Source organism: Telmatospirillum siberiense (assembly GCF_002845745.1).
In the GTDB taxonomy this organism is placed as follows: domain Bacteria; phylum Pseudomonadota; class Alphaproteobacteria; order Rhodospirillales; family Magnetospirillaceae; genus Telmatospirillum; species Telmatospirillum siberiense.
Genome location: NZ_PIUM01000004.1, coordinates 1 through 19,219, shown reverse-complemented (window position 1 = coordinate 19,219; position 19,219 = coordinate 1). Strand labels below are relative to the sequence as shown.

Below are 19,219 nucleotides of genomic sequence, written 5' to 3'. Positions count from 1 at the left end.
CGAGTCACAACTAGGGCGCGTGGACATTCAGACGGCCATACCCCCTTGAGGGGGGCTCCCGTTGCCTCTGGTTCCCCGATTGCATGAAAGGAAACCCCGGATATTTTGAACCACCAAGGCACCAAGACACCAAGGCGTCTTTCGGATCAGTCGGCGGCGGCTAATCTGCGCCGCAGGCATTCGGCCGACAGTCGATGACAGGACGGGAAAATGCCAGTGGTATACTCCGCCACCTTGGTGCCTTGGTGCCTTGGTGGTTCATCAAAAGCCGGAGCGCACAGGAACGATCAAGAGGACGAACTCCATCCGGCCAATTGCTGAATCTCCACATGCCCTAGCTAGCCTTCCTGGCGGCGGAGGTCATTTCGTGCTACCTCGAAGCGGGGCATAACCAAGGAGAATGGCCATGAGACGCGGCAAGTTGACTGACAAAATCGAGGTGGCTGGACAACCGACCGCCGACGAGGTCACGGGACTCAAGGCCGAAGGCTTCACCACGGTGATCAACATGCGCCGCGATGGCGAGGCCGACCAACCGCTTTCCCCCGCTGAAGAGGGGCAAGTGGCGCAGGCCGCCGGGATGGACTACCACCATATCCCGGTCGATCCAAACGACCTCCAGCCGGAGCAGGCGGCGGCGCTCAAGAAGCTATTGGACGAAGCCAAAGGTCCGGTCTTCCTTCATTGCGCCGGTGGTCCCCGGGCCACGGCGGTGGCGCTCGTGGCATTGGGTGTCAAGGACAGGGACGCGGCACTGGCCACCGCGGCCGAGGCCGGCTTCCCGATCACCAATCCGAACCAGATCGCCTTCATCGACCGCGAAACAGGCAGGGACAAACCGTAATCGAAGGAAAACGCGGACATCGCCACCGGAAACGCGGCGATGCGGATACCCGCTGACCGGTCAGGCAAGGCCGGACGCCACCCATCCTGTCGCCGGATGCCGTGATGTCCGGCGAGATCATCCTTCACCCCTCAAGGTGATTGTTCGGGGGCACCTTGAGATCGTTCAGCACTCTTGCGTTATTGAACATCCGCAATTTTCGCAGCGCCGTTTTCTGAATATCCTGCGGTAGCTTGCGACTTTGTCGCGGAGATAATGCCGTCACTGCGAGCAAAGCGAAGCAGTCCAGGGCAGTCCTGGATTACCGCGTCGCCTTACTCCTCGCAATGAGTAATTGGGGCAAAAGGTCGGGAAAAAGCCCTTCTCCCCTCGCGGGAGAAGGGTTGGGATGAGGGGCATTCCGCCGACAGGCGGAAGAAAACTCTCAGGCGTCGTGCGACTTCCCCCCTCACCCTCCCGCGAGAGCGGGCCCCGCCATCGATTGCCGACGAACGCGCCACTGGCGCGTTCGCGCCGGACGTCCAGCGGACGTCCGGACGGCATCGATCCCACAAGGGGCGAGGGAGAAGACTATGAAGCCCGCCCTTTTACCCCTCTTACTGCAATGACACTTAATACGCTGATAATACAATAATATTCGCGCCTCAGCGCGCCGCCTCCCGCAGCGAGTCCACCGACCAGCCGCCCCCCAGGGCCTTGATCAGGGAGACGCTGGTGGTCATCAGGTTCTGCTGGATCTGCAGGGCCGTCTGCTCGTTGGTCAGCGCGGTCGCCTGGGCGGTCACCACCGTCGTATAGTTGGCGGTGCCGGCCTTGTATTCGTTAAGGGCGATCCGCTGCGCCTCGCGCGCGGCGGCCACCGCCTCGGCCTGCATCTTCGCCTGGTCGGACAGGACGCGCAGGCCCGACAGCCCATCCTCGACATCCTGGAAGGCCGTCAGAACGGTCTGGCGGTAATTGGCCACGGCCTGATCGTAGGTGGCTTCCGCCTGTTCCACCGCGGCGCCGCGCGCGCCCGCGTCGAACAGCGTTTCGGACCCGCTGGCGGCCAGCGACCAGATCTGTTTCGACGTCTTGAACAAGGCGGTGGTGGCGCTGGAATAGCCGAAATCCGCCGACAGGCTGATGTCCGGATAATAGGCGGCGGTCTTGACGCCGATCAGCGCATTTTCCTGCTGCATGGTCCGCTCGGCCTGGGCGATGTCGGGACGGCGCTGCAGCAGGGTGGCCGGCAGCTGAACCGGAACATCCGGCACTGCGGCGGTCAGCGATCCCGCCGAAATGGTCAGCTCGGCCGGCGGCTTGCCGATCAGGATGGCGATGGCGTGTTCGTATTGCGCGCGCAGCACGCCGGTGACGATCAGACTGGCTTGCGTCGACTTCAACTGCGTCTCGGCGGTGATGACGTCGGAACGCGACGCCACGCCGGCCGTGTACTGGTTTCGCGTGATGGAAAGCGACCGCTGATAGGCGTCGACGGTCTCGGTCAGCAGCCGGGCCAGCGAGTCCTGGTAGCGAAGCTCGAAATAATAGGTCGCCAGCTCGCCCTGGGCCGACAGGCGGATGGAGGCCAGTTCGGCGGCGCTGGCCTCGGCGGCCGACTGGTCGCTTTCCACCTGGCGGCGCACCTTGCCCCACAGATCCAAATCCCAGCTCGCGCTCGCCTGCACCGACTTGGACGACGCGATGAGGCTGCTGGTCCGCTGGCGCTGGCCCGACCCGCTCGCCGAAACGGTCGGGAAATAGTTGGCGCGGGCCTCGTCAACCACCGCGCGGGCGCTGCGATAAGCCGCCTCATAGGCCCGGAGATTCTGGTTCCCGATATCGATCTGGCGCTCAAGCTCGTCGAGCAGCGGATCCTGATAAACGCTCCACCAGGCGCCGCGATCGATATCGTCGGACGGGCGGGCCGGCGTCCAGCCCTGCAGTTCCTTATAGACGGCCGGTGTCGGAGCGGACGGGGGAACATAGTCGGGACCGACCACGCAACCGGCCAGAAGCAGGGGCAGCAGGTAGGGAGAAATGCGAATCATCATTCCGCCTTTGGAAGAGCTTGCGGCAGGGGCGACCGGCCGCGCAGATGAAAACGATCAAGCAGGACATAGACGACCGGGGTCGTGTAAAGAGTCAATACTTGGCTGACGAGCAACCCGCCGATGATGGCGATGCCGAGGGGCCGGCGCAGCTCGGACCCCTCACCGCTGTCGAGCAACAGCGGAACGGCGCCGAGAACGGCGGAAAACGTCGTCATCATGATGGGGCGGAAGCGCAGGCGGCAGGCCTTCAAGATGGCCTCCTCGGCGGACATGACCTCGGTGCGGGTGGCCGTCAGGGCGAAGTCGATCATCATGATGGCGTTCTTTTTGACGATGCCGATCAGAAGAATCACCCCGATCAAGGCGATGATCGAAAATTCCGTACCCGAGATCAGGAGGGCCAGCACGGCGCCGACGCCGGCCGACGGCAGCGTCGAAAGGATGGTCAGCGGATGGATCCAGCTTTCGTAGAGAATACCGAGGACGGCATAGACGGTAAACAGTGCGACGATGATCAGGATCACTTCGGCGCGCAGGGCTTGCTGAAACGACGACGCCGTCCCCGCGAAAGCGCCATGCACGGAGGTCGGCAGATGGATCGTCTGCTCGGCCCGGGCTATGGCGGTGACCGCCTCGTCCAGGGTATGGCCGGTGGCCAGATTGAAGGAAATGGTGCTGGCGGCGAAACCATCCTGATGGTTGACCTGGACGGGGGTCGCTCCTTCCTCGAAGCGGGCGAAGGCTCCCAACGGGATCATCGTCTCGGACGAGGTCGAAATAGCGCTGCCGCTGGAAGCGCTGGAACTGCTGGTGGCGATCGAATTGGTCGATTGATTCTTGGCACTGGAAGACGAAGTGCCGCTGCTCGATGAACCGCTGGTGGCGGTCCCGCCGGCGAAATTGGTCGAGGACGAGCCGCTGGCCGACAGCCCCGACGTGCTTACATAGATTTTCGACAGACTCGAGGGATCTTCCAGGTCCTGCGGGGCCAGCCCCATCACCACGTGATACTGATTGATCTCCTTGTAGATCGTCGAGACCTGCCGCTCCCCGAAGGCGTCGTAAAGGGTCGCGTCGACGATCTCGGGGGTCAGGTTGAAACGCGCCGCGGTCGGCCGGTCGATCACCACCCTGCTCTGCACGCCCCCTATCTGCTGGTCCGTTTGCAGATCGGTGAAGATCGGATCGTTCTTCAGTTCGGCCAGAAGCTTGGGCGTCCAGGTGTAGAGAAGCGCCGTGCTGTCCGATTGCAGGGTATATTGGAACTGGGAGAAGCTCTGGCGCCCGCCGATGAACAGATCCTGCATGGGAAACATCGTCAGACGAGCGCCCGCGATGGCGGAAAGCTGGGGGCGCAACCGGTCCATCACCTGCTGGACGCCATCCCGCTCGGACCGGGGCTTCAGGCTGACGAACACATTGGCGGAATTGGTGCTGCGCCCGCCGGTGAAGCCGATCGTCGCTTCGACGGCCGGATCGGCCTGAACGATGGCCGCCGCCGTCTTCAACTTGTCGCGCATCGCCTGAAAGGAGATGGCCTGATCGGCCTGGATGCCGCCCATCAGCAGTCCGGCGTCCTGTTGGGGAAACAATCCCTTCGGCACGATGACGAACAGCACGACATTGAGCCCGATGGTGACCAGCAGGGACAAAGTCACCAGCAGTTTATGGTGCATGGCATGCGCCAGCGACCTGACATAAAGATCCTGCACCGCGATGAAGGCGCTTTCCACCCGGCGCGAGAGACGGCCGGGTTGCTTGCCGGCCGCGGGCGGCAGGACGTAAGCCGACAGGGTGGCCGTCGTGGTCAGCGAAACCACCAAGGAGATCAGGATGGCCAGCGACATGACGGCGGCGAATTCGCGGAAGATTTTCCCCACCAGCCCGGTCATCAGCATGATGGGCAGAAAGACCGCGATCAGCGACACGCTCATGGAAATGACGGTGAAGGAAACCTGCCGGGCCCCTTCGATGGCCGCCTGAAGGCGGGGCTTGCCGGCCTCGATCAGCCTCGTCACGTTCTCCAGTACGACGATGGCGTCGTCGACGACGAAACCGGTGGCGACGGTGAGCGCCATCAGCGACAGATTATCCAGGCTGTAGTCCAGCAGATACATCGCGGCGAAAGTGCCGATCAGCGAGACCGGCAGGGCGATGCTGGGAACCAGGGTAGCCCGGGCGTTGCGCAAAAAGACGAAGACCACCAGGATGACCAGCAGGACCGACAGAACCAGCGTTCGCTCGGTATCGGCGAGCGAGGCGCGGATGGTGACGCTGCGGTCCGCGGCGACGATCATTTTGACGCCGTCGGGCAAACCGGCCTGCAACTGCGGCAACAGCGCCTTGGCGGCATCCACCGTTTCGACGATGTTGGCGTTGGGCTGTTTGAAGATGATCATCACCACCGCCGGCTCGCCGTTGGCCAGACCCTGAGCCCGGATGGTTTCCACCGAATCGCTCAAGGTGGCCACGTCGCTCAACTGGATCGCCCGGCCATTGCGATAGGCGACGACGAGACCGCTGTAATCGTCGGACTTGAGCACCTGGTCGTTGGCGTAGAGCTGCCAGCGCTTGTCCCCCTCCTCGATGATCCCCTTCGGACTGTTGGCATTGGCCCCCGACAGGGCGGCCCGCACATCCTCCAGCGCGATGCCGTATTTGAAGAGCGCGTCGGCATTGAGATCGACGCGGACCGCCGGCAGCGAACTGCCGCCGATCTGCACATTGCCCACCCCCTTGAGCTGGGCCAGGCGCTGGGAGATCATGCTGTTGGCGATGTCGTAAAGCTGGCCCGGCGTATAGCGCTTCGAGGTCAGTCCGACGATCAGGATCGGCGCGTCGGCCGGATTGAACTTGTCGTAGGTCGGATTGCTTTTGAGGCTTGTCGGCAAATCGGCATGGGCGGCGTTCAGCGCCGCCTGCACGTCGCGGGCGGCTCCGTCGATATCGCGGTCCGTGTCGAACTGCAAAATGATCTGCGTATTGGCCGAACTGCTCTGCGAGGTCATCGTGACCAGGCCGGCGATCTGGCCGAGATGGCGTTCGAGCGGAGCCGCGACGGTCGCCGCCATCGTCTCCGGACTACCGCCGGCCATCTGCGCCTGGACCCGCATGACCGGATAATCGACACGCGGCAGCGGGGCGACCCGCAGATGGGAGAAGGCGAAGCCGCCGGCCAGGACGATTCCGATGGTCAGCAGCGTGGTCGCCACCGGCCGGCGGATGAACAGTTCGGTAATGCTCATGCCGATCCGTCCCGTCCGCGCAGGCGCCGGCCCAGGGAATCGAAGGCCAGATAGATCACCGGCGTGGTGAACAGCGTCAGCAACTGGCTGACCAGCAACCCGCCGACGATGGCCAGGCCCAGCGGACGGCGCAACTCGGAGCCGACGCCACTGCCCAGCATCAGCGGCAAGGCAGCGAACAGGGCGGCCAGGGTCGTCATCATGATGGGCCGGAACCGCAGCAGGCAGGCATGGCGGATGGCCTCCAGCGGCGACAGGCCCTCGCCCCGCTCGGCGGCCAGGGCGAAGTCGATCATCATGATGGCGTTCTTCTTGACGATGCCGATCAGGAGCACGATGCCGATGACCGCGACGATATCGAGGCTGGCTCCGGCCAGGCGCAGCGCCAGCAGGGCGCCGACCGCGGCGGAGGGAAGCGTCGAGAGGATCGTCAACGGATGGATGAAGCTTTCATAGAGAACGCCCAGGACGATGTACATGGTGACCACCGCGGCCAGCACCAGCGCCAGTTCGTTGGACAGCGAGGAGCGATAGGCCGAGGCCGTGCCCTGATAGATGAACTGGACGCTTTCCGGCGCCTGAAGCTGGGCCTTGGCCTGCTCGACGGCCTGGACGCCGTCGCTCAAGGCCACGCCCGAGGCCAGGTTGAACGAAACGGTGGCCGCCGGCGCCTGGTTGAGCCGCGAGGAGACCAGCGGCATTCTTCTTTCCTCGACATGCACGATGGACGACAACGGCACCTGGCCGGTGGTCGCGGTGGAGGACGGCAGATAGATGGAATCGAGGGCGCTGGCATCCCGCGCCACCGAATTATCCGCCTCCATGATCACCCGATACTGGTTCGACTGGGTGAAAATGGTCGAAATGATGCGCTGACCGAAGGAATCGTAAAGGGCGTTGTCGACGCTGGCCGGAGTGATGCCGTAGCGCCCGGCCGTCTGGCGATCGATGCTGATATAAAGGGCCGGACCATCGGCCTGCTCGTCGCTGGCGACGTCGGTGAGCTGGGGCAAGGCGCGCAGCCGCTCGACCAGACGGGGCACCCAGACATTGAGAAGCGTCCGGTCGGTGGTCTGCACGATCATTTGATAGCGCGCGGCGCTGACATTGGTGTCGATGGTCAGATCCTGCACCGGCTGCAAGGTGAGATGGATTCCCGGAACGGCGCCCGCCGCCGCCTGCAGACGGGCGATGGTCGAGCCAAGCGGGCCGCGCTCGCCCTTGCCCTTCAAATTGACCACCAGCCTGCCGTTGTTGAGCGTGGCGTTGGTTCCATCCACTCCGATGAAGGAGGACAGGCTGACGACGTCCTTGTCGGCCAGCAGCACCTCGGCCACCTTTCGCTGACGTTCGGCCATCGCGGCGCGGGAGACGCCCGCCGGCGCCACGGTGACGCCTTGCAGAATGCCGACGTCCTGGGTCGGAAAGAAGCCGGTGGGCGCGGTCACCACGAGAAGGACCGTCAGGGCGAAGGTGCCGATGGCGACCATCAGCGTCGCCGTCCGATGTTCCAAGACCACGTCCAGCAGGCGACCGTAGCCGGCAATGCTCCGCGAGATCGTCCCTTCCATCGCGCGGGCCAGCGGTCCGGCCTTCCGCTGCTCCGGCGAGCGCAGGAGCCGGGCGCTCATCATCGGCACCAGGGTCAGCGAGACGATGGCGGAGACCACGATGGTGGCCGCCAGGGTGATGGCGAACTCGTGGAACAGGCGGCCCACCACATCGGCCATGAACAGCAGCGGAATCAGCACCGCCAGCAGGGAAATGGTCAGCGAGATGATGGTGAAGACGATTTCGCCGGCGCCTTTCAGCGCAGCCTGGAACGGCGGCTCGCCCTTCTCCACGTAGCGGGCGATATTTTCGATCACCACGATGGCGTCGTCGACGACGAATCCGGCGGCGATGGTCAGCGCCATCAGCGACAGATTGTCGAGGCTGAAGCCCCAGAGATACATGACGGCCAGCGCGCCGATCAGGGAAAGCGGCACGGACAGGCTGGGAATCAGCGTCGCCCTGAGATCGCTCAGGAACAGGAACAGCACGACGACGACCAGGCCGACGGCGAGCGACAGCTCGATCTCCACGTCGGAGACCGAGGCGCGGATGGTGGTGGTGCGGTCAGTCAAAGGCGTGATGACCACCGATTTCGGCAGGGAGGATTGCAGGTTCGGCAACACCGCCTTGATGGCGTCCACCACCTGGATGACGTTGGCGCCCGGCTGGCGCTGGACATTGAGCAGAATCGCCGGCGTCTTGTCCATCCAGGCGCCGAGTTGCGTGTCCTCGGGCCCCTCGACGGCGTCGGCGACATCGGAAAGCAGCACGGCGCGCCCGCTCTTGTAGGCAATGACCGAGGAAAGATACTCGTCGGCGCTCTGGATCTGGTCGTTGCTGTCGATGGTCCAGGAACGGTGCGGGCCGTCCAGCGTTCCCTTGGCGGTATTGACGTTGAGATTGCCGATCTGGGTCCGCAGGTCGTCGATGGCCAGTCCATAGGCGGCGAGCTTGCGGGGATCGAAGCGGACGCGAATGGCCGGCCGGTTGCCGCCGGCGATGCTGACCAGGCCGACGCCGGGAACCTGCGAGATCTTCTGCCCCAGGCGCGTTTCCGCGATACGCCGCAACTCGGTGAGCGGCATGGAATTGGATGTCAGCGCCAGGGTCAGGATGGCCGTATCGGCGGGATTGACCTTGGCATAGACCGGCGGCGACGGCAGATCGGACGGCAGCAGGCTGTTGGCCGCATTGATCGCCGCCTGCACTTCCTGTTCGGCGACGTCCAGGGCCAGCGCGAGATCGAACTGCAAGGTGATGACCGAAACGCCGCTGGCGCTGCGCGACGACATCTGGCGCAGATTGGCCATCTGCCCCAATTGCTTTTCCAGGGGGGCGGTGACGGCGGAACCCATCACGTCGGGACTGGCGCCCGGATAGAAGGTCTGCACCTGGATGGTCGGATAATCCACGGCCGGCAGGGCCGACAACGGCAGATAGCTGTAGGCGACCATGCCGAGCAGCATCACGGCGATCATCAGCAGGGTCGTGGCGACCGGCCGCTCGATGAAAATACGCGAAGGATTCATCGCATCAGGACCGATCGCCCGTGATCGAGACCTGAGCCCCGTCCTGCAGGCGGTCCACCCCGTCCGTGACCACCCGGTCGCCCGCCGCCAGGCCCGAGGTGACGGCGACGAATCCGGATCCCGAAACGCCGGTTTCGATCTTTCGCAAATGCACCTTGCTCTCTGCGTCGACCACATAGACGGATCGGCCGTCGGCGCCGTTCTGCACGGCGGCCTGGGGAATGGTGAGCGCCCCCTTGACCGTATCGAGCATCAGGCGGGCATTGACGAACTGGTTCGGAAACAGACTGTCGTCCTTGTTGGGAAAGAGCGCCCGCAACTTCAGCGTCCCGGTGGTGGTATCAAGCTGGTTGTCGAGAGTGCTCAAGACACCTTCGGCAAGCTTGGTGCTATTGGAACGGTCATAGGCGATCACCGGCAAGGTGGCCCCGGCCCGCAGCCGGGCCCGGACCTGCGGCACCTTGTCCTCGGGCAACACGAAGAGCACCGAAATCGGCGCCACTTCGGTGACCACGACGACGCCCGAACTGTCGGATGCCGTGACGTAATTGCCGATGTCGACCTGCCGCAGCCCCACCCGGCCGTCGATCGGCGAGGTGATGCGGCAGTAGATGAGGTTCAGCTTTTCGGTATTGACCTGCCCCTGATCGGCGCGGACCGTCCCTTCATACTGGCGCACGGTGGCGGCCTGGGTATCGACGGTCTGCGCCGCGACGGAATCCTGCTCGGCCAGCGTCCGATAGCGCTTGAGGTCGAGGCGCGCATTGTCGAGCAACGCCTGATCCTTGGCCTGGGTCCCCTCATATTGCTCCAGTAGCGCCTGGTAGGGCCGGGGATCGATCTCGGCCAGCAGATCGCCCTTGCGGACCATCTGCCCCTCGGTGAAGGCCAGTCTGGTGAGATAACCGCTGATCTGCGATTTCACCGTCACCGTCGCCAGCGGGGTGACGGTTCCGAGACCGGAGAGGATGATGGGAATGTCGCGCGTTTCGGCGGAGGCGACCGCCACGCTTTCGACACCGCCCGGCCTCATCGCGCCGGGCCCGCCCATTTGCGCCGCCGGGCGATGCGTCGTGACGAGGAGCGTCGCGACACCCGCCGCGATCAGAACCGCGCCATAAATGACCAGGCGGCGGCGCGTCTGTCGCACCGGCCGCTTCTTATTGAAAGACGGAACCGAATCGGGAGTCATGCTCATCAATGTAACCAGCCGGTTTCAACTTTGTCACGGTCATATTTCAGAAAACATATATTCCAAAACAATGCCACAACACAAAAAATCACAGACCACATATAAACACTAAAAATCAATTTTCTTCAATCCGGCATTTCAAATATGTCAATTTTGACAAAAACACTTATTATTTAAATATACTGGAAAAAATATGCGATATATCTCTTCACGAGAGATCAACAACCCAGTATTTTTCCACTGAAAATCAATCGAGCCGAGCTGGATGGGAATGATGACTTCAGGCAATTCCGTGGCGGATCAGACGATTCATATCCTGATCGTTGAGGATGATCCCGATATCAATGCGCTGATCACTCGTTTCCTCAAGAAGTCCGGCTACCAGGCGGAGGGCGTGGCCAACGGCCGCGAGATGGACGTCGCGATGGCCAAGCACCCCTTCGACCTCGTCCTTCTCGACCTGATGCTGCCCGGCGAGACGGGATTGGATCTCTGCCGGCGCATCCGCGCGACGAGCGATGCCCGCGTCATCATGGTGACGGCCCTGGCCGAAGTGACCGACCGGGTGGCCGGACTGGAACTGGGAGCGGATGATTACATCGGCAAACCGTTCGAACTGATCGAACTGGCGGCGCGCATCAAAGCGGTGCTGCGCCGGGGGGCGCCCAGAAAGAGCGAGACAGCGGGAACGCCCGAGGTCATCCACGATAGCTTGCATTTTTCCGGCTGGCGCTTCGAACCGGAACGCCGACTCCTTTATACGAAAACGGGCGTCAGAATGGCCCTGACGGGCGCGGAAACCGATCTCTTGCTGGTGCTCTACCGGCATGCGGGACAGGTGGTCAGCCGGCGTCAATTGATCGTCCTGACCCGCGGCGACGAGGACGCCATCGACGAACGCACCATCGACCTTCTGGTCAGCCGCCTGCGGCGAAAACTCGCACAAGGCGGACGCCAGCTCGAATTGATCCGCACCATACGCGGGGACGGCTATCTCTTCGACACCACCATTGCGGGCGGCGAGGAGAAGCCGTCGTGAAACGCTGGTTTCCCGATACGGTCCAAGGACAGATCGTGGTCATCCTGGTGGGAGCGCTGTTGGCGACCCTCGTCTTTGTCGCCGTCGTGCTGGATCTGTTGAGACCCGAGGTTCCGCCGATGCCGCCGGGACCATGGCCGGGCGCGCTTCGCGTCGCCATGGCGGCGAAAGCGTTGCACGCCGCCCCCCCTGACGCCCGGCCGACGATCGGCACCGCGCTGTCGGACGAGGAGATGCGGATCCTCGTCGGCGCACCGGCGCCCTGTTCGGAGATACCGGAAACCCTCCATTCGCGCGGCCAGCGGCTGGTTCTGGACATTTTGCTGGCCGACCGACCGGAACCTTTCGTCCACCGCAATTGTGCAGCCCCTTCGGGAATGCTCATCACTCAAGTCGAATTCCCCAGTGATGCGATAACCGTAAACATGCGGATAAACGTCCACGAGGGATTTGCCCAAAACATCATCGTCGTCCTGCCTTTGGCCGTCGGAGGGGGCTTTCTGCTGATTCTGCTGGTCGTTCTGTCCTTATGGACCCTGTGGCGGGTCAACCAACCCCTGCGGCGCATAGCGAGAACCGTCGAGCGATTCGGTGTGGACGCCGCCGTGGCCCCCCTCCCGGAAACCGGGCTGCGGGAATTCCGCCGGCTGGCCCAGGCTTTCAATCGGATGCAACGGCGCATCGCCCAACTGGTCACCGAACGCTCCCAGATGCTGATGGCGGTCAGCCATGATTTGCGCACCCCCCTCACCCGCCTGAAACTGCGGATCGAACTGGACGACGAGCAGGCCCCGCGCCATGTCCTGCTGCGCGAACTCGACCTGATGCACCGGATGATCGACGGCGCCCTGTCGTTCCTGAACGACCGGCAAAGCAAGGAGGCGTTCGAGGAGGTGGATCTGGGCGCCCTGGTGGAGAGCATCTGCATCGAATTCGCCGATTCGGGAAAAAGCGTCGCCTATGTCGGCGCCTATGGCCTGATCTGCCCCTGCCAGCCGACCGGCCTGACACGGGCGGTGAACAACCTCGTCGAAAACGCCTGCCGTTACGGCCGCCACGTTTCGGCCGACGTCCGACGCGACGACGGGCATGCCGTGATCGAAATACAAGACGACGGGCCGGGCATTCCCGCCGGAATGCGCGACGCCGTCCTCGAACCGTTCGCCCGGCTCGATTCCGCCAGGGCGTCCGACGGCGGGCTGGGCCTTGGCCTTTCCATCGTTCGCGACGTGGTGCGGCGGCACGACGCCCGGCTATTCCTGCTCGACGCCGAACCGCACGGGCTGCTGGTCCGCATCCTGTTGCCGATAACCCCGCAGCCCTGACCCCGCAAGCAACAAAAGCGGGGACCACTTCGCCGAGCCGGTTTTGGCGACCGCCTCCGCCCGCTCCCGGGACGACAAAGCGTTATTTTGTATGCGGGACACACCCACCCCTGTGGTAGGTATTTCCTCCTTGAATGGGAAAAAATACAAAACCATAAGGAGAAATTTCATGCGGTTTCTGGACAGTTTCAGTATCAAAACGAAACTGTGGCTGCTTCTCGGTGTGACGGCGCTGTCCCTCGTCCTCGCCTGCTGGATCGCGGCAGCCCTCCAATATCACCGGATCATGGATGAACGCGTCGCCAAGCTGCACAACATCGTCGATGCCGCCTACAGCCTTGCCGAAGCCGGGGAAAAAGACGCCGCCGCCGGCAAGATCAGCCGCGACGAAGCCATCAGTATCTGGAGCGACGCCGTTCGCCACCTGCGTTACGATGAAGGGAACGGCTATCTGTTCGCCAACACCCTGTCCGGCATCGGAGTGGTCAACGGCGGCAACCCCTCCTCGGAAGGAGCCAACGTTCTGGGCTCGAAGGACGCGAACGGCAAAAGCATCACCGTAGAACAGATCGCCCTGGTCAAGCGCCAGGGACAGGGTGTGATCGATTACGTCTTTCCCAAACCGGGCGAAACCCAACCCAAACCCAAAATCACCTTCGTCAAGCTTTTCGAGCCCTGGGGACTTTATGTCGCCACCGGTGTCTATATCGACGACATCGATGACGCTTTCTTCCAGGCGCTGCTTCGCCTCGGCCTGTGTTGCCTGGCGCTGCTGGCGGTGGCGGGGGCATTGTCCGTGGCCATCGGGCGCAATATCACGCTCGCGCTCGGGCATCTGAAGTCCACCATGGATAGCCTGGCCACCGGCGACTGGTCGGTGGAGATCGACGAATTGTCGCGCCGGGACGAAATCGGTGAAATGGCCAAGTCCGTCCAGGTCTTCAAGGACAACGGCATGAGGGCCGAACGCCTGGACGCCGAACAGGCCAGGGAAAGGGAGGCGAGAACCGCCCGCGCCCGGCAGATCGAAACCCTGACCGCCGATTTCGACCGTTCCGTCGTGCATGTGCTGGCAACCCTGAGCGAGACCACCACGCAACTCGGCTCCACCGCCCAGGCCATGTCGGCCAACGCGGAACAGACCCGCCGGCAGGCGGCGACGGTGGCGGAGGCGACCACCGAGGCCTCCAACAACGTTCAGACGGTCGCGGCGGCGGCCGAGCAACTGTCCTCGTCGATCGGCGAAATCGGACGCCAGGTCGAACAATCGAGCCTGACGGCGCACAACGCCGCCGACGAAGCCGACCGGACCAGCCGGACCGTGCGCGGCCTGGCTGAAAGTTCGTCCCGGATCGGCGAAGTGGTCAGCCTGATCACCGATATCGCCAGCCAGACCAATCTGCTGGCCTTGAACGCCACCATCGAGGCGGCGCGGGCCGGAGACGCCGGCAAGGGTTTCGCCGTGGTCGCCAACGAAGTGAAAAGCCTGGCCAACCAGACCGCCCGGGCCACCGAGGAAATCAGTTCCCAGATCGGCGGCGTGCAGACGGCCACGCAGGAGGCGGTCACCGCCATCGGCGGCATCGTCCGACGCATTGAGGAGATCAACCAGATCGCCACCGCCATCGCCTCGGCCGTCGAGGAACAGACCGCCGCCACCGCCGAAATCGCCCGTAATGTCCAACAGGCCGCCGCCGGCACCCGGGAGGTCGAAGCCAATATCGTCGGCGTCACCGATGCCTCGGCGGAAACCGGCAGCGCCGCCGTCCAAGTCCTGTCGTCGTCCAATCTGCTGGCCAACGAGGCCGGCAAGTTGAACGGCGTGGTGAAGAGTTTCCTGGAAAACGTCAAGGCGGCCTGAACGGCCACCGGATATCCCTCTTCCGGGGAAGAACCGGGAAAGTCCGGTCAGGGAATCGAGACGCTCCCTGACCGGATGGCGCCTCCGGTCCCCGCGCACCGGTGATCGTGCCCGGACGGAACGGCCGCCATCCAATCCTCCGAGGCACATGCCGATGCCTATTAGGTATTTTGCATATCGGGCTACTCCCCCCCATGCTGGGCTTTTCATTTCGGTTTTTGGAAATGCCAAGGGCAAGGAGAGTCACATGCCGCTTCTGGACCGTTTCCGCATCAAGACGAAACTGTGGCTGCTTCTCGGGGTAACCGCGCTGTCCCTCGTTATCGCCTGCTGGATCGCGGCGGCCCTCCAATATCACAAGATCATGGATGAACGCGTCGCCAAGCTGCACAGCATCGTCGATGCCGCTTACAGCCTCGCCGATACCGAGGAAAAGGACGTCGCCGCCGGCAAGATCAGTCGCGACGAAGCCATCAACGTCTGGAGACACGCCGTCCGCAGCTTCCGTTACGACGGCGACAGCGGCTACTTGTTCGCCAACGATCTATCCGGTACCGGCGTCGTCAACGGCGGCAATCCGTCTTCGGAGGGCGGAAGCAATCTTGGGGTGACGGATGCGAACGGCAAGAAAGTCACCGTCGTGCAGATCGATCTCGTGAAGCGCCAGGGACAGGGCGTGGTCGATTACGTCTTTCCCAGACCGGGCGAAACCCAACCCCAGCCCAAGCTGGCCTTCGTCAGGCTATTCGCGCCCTGGGGAATCTACGTCGGTACCGGCGTCTATGTCGACGACATCGAAGCCTCCTTCCAGCAGGCGCTGCTTCGCCTCGGCCTGTGCTGCCTGGCTCTGCTGGCGGTGGCGGGAGCATTGTCCGTGGCCATCGGGCGCAATATCACGCTCGCGCTCGGACATCTGAAGTCCACCATGGACAACCTGGCCACCGGCGACTGGTCGGTGGAGATCGACGAATCGTCGCGCCGGGACGAAATCGGTGAAATGGCCAAGTCCGTCCAGGTCTTCAAGGACAACGGCATGAGGGCCGAACGCCTGGACGCCGAACAGGCCAGGGAAAGGGAGGCGAGAACCGCCCGCGCCCGGCAGATCGAAACCCTGACCGCCGATTTCGACCGTTCCGTCGTGCATGTGCTGGCAACCCTGAGCGAGACCACCACGCAACTCGGCTCCACCGCCCAGGCCATGTCGGCCAACGCGGAACAGACCCGCCGGCAGGCGGCGACGGTGGCGGAGGCGACCACCGAGGCCTCCAACAACGTTCAGACGGTCGCGGCGGCGGCCGAGCAACTGTCCTCGTCGATCGGCGAAATCGGACGCCAGGTCGAACAATCGAGCCTGACGGCGCACAACGCCGCCGACGAAGCCGACCGGACCAGCCGGACCGTGCGCGGCCTGGCTGAAAGTTCGTCCCGGATCGGCGAAGTGGTCAGCCTGATCACCGATATCGCCAGCCAGACCAATCTGCTGGCCTTGAACGCCACCATCGAGGCGGCGCGGGCCGGAGACGCCGGCAAGGGTTTCGCCGTGGTCGCCAACGAAGTGAAAAGCCTGGCCAACCAGACCGCCCGGGCCACCGAGGAAATCAGTTCCCAGATCGGCGGCGTGCAGACGGCCACGCAGGAGGCGGTCACCGCCATCGGCGGCATCGTCCGACGCATTGAGGAGATCAACCAGATCGCCACCGCCATCGCCTCGGCCGTCGAGGAACAGACCGCCGCCACCGCCGAAATCGCCCGTAATGTCCAACAGGCCGCCGCCGGCACCCGGGAGGTCGAAGCCAATATCGTCGGCGTCACCGATGCCTCGGCGGAAACCGGCAGCGCCGCCGTCCAGGTCCTGTCGTCGTCCAATCTGCTGGCCAACGAGGCCGGCAAGTTGAACGGCGTGGTGAAGAGTTTCCTGGAAAACGTCAAGGCGGCCTGAACGGCCACCGGATATCCCTCTTCCGGGGAAGGCTACGGCATTCACACATCTTTTTCGGTGGAGAAAAATCTGCCGTTCGCGAGCCAAAGACGAAGCACTCCTACGAGTGGCACCGGCGTCCCTGCCCATAGGCGCTAACTTAAGGCCTCTCTCCCGCGGACAAGCGGGAGAGAGGGGGTGGCCGCATCCCGCATCTTGCCGGATCCGTGGCGCCATTATCGGGAACACAGATGAACGGGATGAACACAGATAAGCACAGATGAGCTTTTTCTTTATCGGTGCCCATCCGTGTTCATCTTGTTCATCTGTGTTTCTCTGGAAAGGCGTTGGGAGACAGTGTTCTCCCTCTGGTTTTCGCTTCGGATCTTGCCCGATCCCCCCCCTCCCGCTAGGGCTTATTTGGGGCTTCAGCTAGCGCATATGGGCGTCCCTGCCGGTGTTCCGGCGGGAGCCGGAAAGGGTCCGCCTGTCGGCGGATCACCGGCACGGAGGCCGGTGCCACTGTTTTGTGGCAGACAATGCACTGATAAAACTACGAAATTTAAGATGCGCTTATCCGGCAGCCCAGAAAAGCACCGGATAAGCGCATTCGCCGTCAGACCAGGCCGCTGGCCTTCCGCAATTGGGCAAGCACCGCCATGATGTCGCTGTCGCCCAGACCGCTGTCCTCGGCCTCGCCGAAGGTCTCGGTGGCGGCCCGGGTGATCGGCAGATCGGCGCCGGCCTTGGCCGCGGCGGCGGAGGCCAGCCGGAAATCCTTGGCCATATGCTTCAGGGGAAAGGCCGCCGGGAAGCTGCCCGCCTTGATGGAGGGCGTCTTCATGGCGATGATCGGGGACGCGACCGCCGCATCGCCGATCATGTCGAGCAGCATGGCGGTATCCAGACCCGTCTTGGTGCCCAGCACCACCGCCTCGCCCAAGGCCTGCAGGGTGAGCCCCAGCATCATGTTGACGGCAAGCTTGGCATTGGCCCCCTGCCCATGTCCGCCGAAATGAAAGGAGCGCTTGCCAAGCAGGTCGAAAATCGGCTTGCAGCGTTCGAAGACGGCCGCCTCGCCACCGACCAGGATCAACAGCGTGCCATCGGTGGCCGGCTTGACCGATCCCGATACGGGAGCGTCGAGGACATCGATGCCCTTGGCGGCGAAGCGCTTCGCATGGGCGCGACTGGCATCCGGCGAGATGGTGCCCATATTGATCACCGTCCGCCCGGCCGCCAGCCCCTGTTCGACTCCGTCGGCGCCGAAAAGCACGGCCTCCTGGCTGGCGTCGTCGGAGACCATGGTGATGACGATGTCGGAGGCCGCCGCCAACGCCGCGGGCGTCGCCGCCACCGGACAGCCGAGAGCGTCGGCTTTGGCGGGAGTGCGATTGTAGACACTGACCGGATAGCCGGCCGACAACAGATTGCGGACCATCGGCAGACCCATATGGCCCAACCCGATCCACCCGATTTTCGCTTTTGCTTCAGACATGACACTTCCCGCGAATGATAAACCGGTCAACGTTATAAGGATCGCCTTGTCCACGGAAGGCCCCATCTCGATAATGGTCTTTTGCAAATCGGGGCACGCTGGAAGGAAATTTTTCCCTTGGACTATCTCAGTGCCATGCGGCTGTTCGTCAGGGCCGTGGAACTCGGCAGCTTTTCCAAGGCGGCGCGTGACCGCGCCGTCAAGGTTTCCTCGGTATCGCGGGCGATCTCGGCGATTGAGGCGGATCTCGGCGTCGCCCTGCTCAACCGCTCGACGCGGCGCCTCCATCCCACCGAAGCCGGCCGGGACTTCCTGGAACGCGCCCAGCGCATCCTGGCCGAGGTCGAACAGGCGCGTGAACATTTCGCCTCACTGAACGAACATCCGCAAGGCTTGCTCAAGATCAATATCCCCGGCGCCTTCGGGCGGCTCCATGTGGTGCCCCTGCTGCCCGAGTTCCTGGCCCGCTATCCGGACATCCGGGTCGACGCCACCCTGACCGATCAGACGGTCGATCTGATCGAGGCCGGCGCCGACGTGGCCATCCGTATCGGCGCCCTGGGCAACTCGACTTTGGTGGGCAAGAAACTGGCGCCGCACCGGCGCGTGCTGTGCGCGAGCCCCGCCTATCTGGCCGCCCATCCGCCACTCACCCACCCCGACGAATTGAAGGACCATGCCTGCCTGTGCTTTTCGCTGCTGAAACCATCGGACCGCTGGCAATTCCATCGGGCCGGCGAGGATCTGGCGACAACAGTCGACGGCCCCTTCCGGGCCAATGACAGCGAAGCCCTGCTCGAAATGGCGCTGGCCGGCCTGGGGCTGGCGCTGTTGCCCACCTGGATCGCCGGAAAAGACATGACCGCCGGACGTCTCACGGCGGCCCTGCCCGACTGGCAAGCCCGACTGGCCCCCGGCGACCGCGCCATATGGGGCGTCTATCCGCCGAAAAAAGTCGTCTCCCCCAAGGTCCGCGCCTTTCTCGACTTCATCGAGGAACGCTTCGGCAAACCGGCCTATTGGGATCGGGAAATGCCGGCCGAGACGTCAAGCGCGGATACCGCCCGCTAGTCTTACTGCGTCATAAAATTGGTTGATTCGTCGGCTTGATTGGCCTGGCACAGCAGGGACATCGTGCCAGTCGTCTGGCCAGAGCGACGGCGATCCGTCGTCGCATC

The 19,219-nt window shown here is 63.5% G+C and carries 11 protein-coding genes; 6 read left to right on the top strand and 5 right to left on the bottom strand.

Annotated features, from left to right (window positions below):
- Positions 1-406 precede the first annotated feature (406 nt).
- On the top strand, positions 407-844 hold the full coding sequence (locus tag CWS72_RS05110) for a protein tyrosine phosphatase family protein (RefSeq protein ID WP_158240516.1): 438 nt from the start codon (positions 407-409) through the stop codon (positions 842-844).
- Between the two features lie 644 nt (positions 845-1,488).
- Here the strand turns inward: CWS72_RS05110 and CWS72_RS05105 are convergent.
- From CWS72_RS05105 to CWS72_RS05090, 4 genes are read right to left on the bottom strand one after another with little or no spacing between them, the layout of a single operon-like run.
- Positions 1,489-2,880: an efflux transporter outer membrane subunit gene (locus CWS72_RS05105; RefSeq protein ID WP_101249506.1), complete on the bottom strand. Its 1,392-nt coding sequence runs from the start codon at positions 2,878-2,880 to the stop codon at positions 1,489-1,491.
- Positions 2,877-6,125, bottom strand: a complete 3,249-nt coding sequence (locus CWS72_RS05100) for an efflux RND transporter permease subunit (RefSeq protein WP_101249505.1) — start codon at positions 6,123-6,125, stop codon at positions 2,877-2,879. Before CWS72_RS05100 ends, CWS72_RS05105 begins: the two co-directional genes overlap by 4 nt.
- Positions 6,122-9,208 carry an efflux RND transporter permease subunit gene (locus CWS72_RS05095; protein WP_101249504.1) on the bottom strand — a complete coding sequence of 1,029 codons (3,087 nt, stop codon included), beginning with the start codon at positions 9,206-9,208 and terminating at the stop codon, positions 6,122-6,124. Before CWS72_RS05095 ends, CWS72_RS05100 begins: the two co-directional genes overlap by 4 nt.
- Positions 9,209-9,212: 4 nt before the next feature.
- Positions 9,213-10,358, bottom strand: coding sequence for an MdtA/MuxA family multidrug efflux RND transporter periplasmic adaptor subunit (locus CWS72_RS05090; RefSeq protein ID WP_199175546.1), 1,146 nt, complete (start codon positions 10,356-10,358; stop codon positions 9,213-9,215).
- A 313-nt stretch (positions 10,359-10,671) separates the two neighbouring features.
- On the opposite strand from CWS72_RS05090, the gene CWS72_RS05085 reads away from it, so the two are divergent.
- The 4 genes from CWS72_RS05085 (at position 10,672) to CWS72_RS05070 (ending at position 16,564) form a co-directional block, all read left to right on the top strand.
- Complete coding sequence (locus CWS72_RS05085; protein ID WP_199175545.1) at positions 10,672-11,439, top strand: response regulator transcription factor; 768 nt, start codon at positions 10,672-10,674, stop codon at positions 11,437-11,439.
- The gene (locus CWS72_RS05080; protein ID WP_101249502.1) at positions 11,436-12,764 is read left to right on the top strand and encodes an ATP-binding protein; all 1,329 of its coding nucleotides are present in this window, start codon (positions 11,436-11,438) and stop codon (positions 12,762-12,764) included. Before CWS72_RS05085 ends, CWS72_RS05080 begins: the two co-directional genes overlap by 4 nt.
- A gap of 169 nt (positions 12,765-12,933) precedes the next feature.
- A complete protein-coding gene (locus CWS72_RS05075; protein WP_158240515.1) occupies positions 12,934-14,625 on the top strand; it encodes a methyl-accepting chemotaxis protein in 1,692 nt (563 codons plus the stop codon).
- A gap of 247 nt (positions 14,626-14,872) precedes the next feature.
- Positions 14,873-16,564: a methyl-accepting chemotaxis protein gene (locus CWS72_RS05070; RefSeq protein ID WP_158240514.1), complete on the top strand. Its 1,692-nt coding sequence runs from the start codon at positions 14,873-14,875 to the stop codon at positions 16,562-16,564.
- A 595-nt stretch (positions 16,565-17,159) separates the two neighbouring features.
- Here the strand turns inward: CWS72_RS05070 and CWS72_RS05065 are convergent.
- Positions 17,160-18,041: an NAD(P)-dependent oxidoreductase gene (locus CWS72_RS05065; protein ID WP_158240513.1), complete on the bottom strand. Its 882-nt coding sequence runs from the start codon at positions 18,039-18,041 to the stop codon at positions 17,160-17,162.
- Between the two features lie 117 nt (positions 18,042-18,158).
- Between CWS72_RS05065 and CWS72_RS05060 the strand changes: the two genes are divergently transcribed.
- On the top strand, positions 18,159-19,112 hold the full coding sequence (locus CWS72_RS05060; RefSeq protein ID WP_101249726.1) for a LysR family transcriptional regulator: 954 nt from the start codon (positions 18,159-18,161) through the stop codon (positions 19,110-19,112).
- Positions 19,113-19,219 lie beyond the last annotated feature (107 nt).